1 protein-coding gene is annotated in these 1,363 nt (G+C 50.0%); it reads right to left on the reverse strand.

Going from position 1 to position 1,363, the window contains the following annotated elements; all coding sequences use genetic code 11:
• The coding region (locus ACYQ0N_RS15260) for a DUF3849 domain-containing protein (protein ID WP_460163174.1) at nucleotides 1–1,170 on the reverse strand (1,170 nt) is incomplete at its 3' end.
• Between the last annotated feature and the right edge of the window lie 193 nt (nucleotides 1,171–1,363).

A 1,363-nucleotide genomic window follows, 5' to 3' on the forward strand; every position in this document is an offset into this window, starting at 1 on the left:
CAGAAATTCTTCGTTGCACCATGCGACCGCGTCGTTGTCAGGCTCGAAATATATCGGTTCAATACGCCCTCCCACCACTGACTGCATTGCCTGAAGCTCGCGTCTGATCTCAGCGACATAGGGCGCTTTTACAGCCTCCGCGACGACTATTCTCATCATATCCAGATGATCTGTCCGTAATATATCAAAGTCTATCGGTCTGAAGCCCACGCTGTCGCAGAAGTAAAAGCCCTTGTCCTTTCCGCCGCAGACCTCTATCACATTGCTTACCGACATGGCTTCTCCGCAGTAGCCGGGAGGCAATTTATCCGAATTGCAAAGCGCAAAAACTTCTTCAAGATTTCCGCAGTTTACTGTACCGCCGTATACCTGACGGTAGTTTTCAGCCTTTACACCTCCGTGCGATTGTGTGTAATCGTAGTCCATAAACGCAAGCTTGTTTTCGTCCTTTTCATGGTCTATCTGAAATATCCTTATCTTCATCTGCGGAGCTGACATATACTCGAGCCGTTTCACCGCCCACTTCGGAAGCTGCTCTCTGTCCGCGATGCCTATGAATTCCCCGCGGCGCAAAGAAGCTCTGTCCCCGTCGATGAGATAGTTACCGAACACCAGTCCGCCGGGTTTTTCCGGATCGCATCCGCAGCCGTCAGTGGCGTAGAAATACTGGTATTCCGGCTTTCTGTATTCCTCTGTCAGAAGCTCCGGCTTTATTATCATCAGCCTATTCGTATAGTCCTGCGGTTCATCTGAATGAACGCATTGCTTGCTGCCGAGAAGCCCTAACCGGGCATATTTTTCACGGACCTGCTCGGTAAAGCCGTTAAGCACGGCAGGGTGACAGTCCGAGCAGTATTCTATCGTTTCTTTTTGAGATATATGGCTTGGAATCACAGACTTCGCCCACGCCTTATTATCCTCCGAGAACCTGCCGTCGTTAGCGTTGTTTCTGATACTTGCCGCAAGTACCCACATGGCGCGGTCGTATCCGAATCTTGCAATTACGCTCTCCGCTCCCGAATCGCTTAAGCTGTATCCGTCGAAGCTTTCGGAAACCGCTTTGTCAATCTCCTTGCAGCAGCGTATATTTTCTATACGGCTTTCCCGCCATAGTTCGGTTTCCTCGCATATTTTTGCCTCTTCATAGGATTTTCTGTACAGAAATCTCATAATTTATCCGTCCTTTCTTTAAAACAAATTGTCTGAGCCTAGGTCCTTCGCGCATATACCGCGGATGGGACAGCCGGCGCAGTCGTCGTATTCATCGCAGACCGTCTGCTTTTCCGCCTCCGTAAGCTCTTTGTGAAGCAGGGTGAAAACGACTCCGTCCTCGTTCTTTTCAAGCTCCGCCGTCACGGGAAAC

The sequence above is a fragment of the Ruminococcus sporogenes genome (assembly GCF_054655175.1).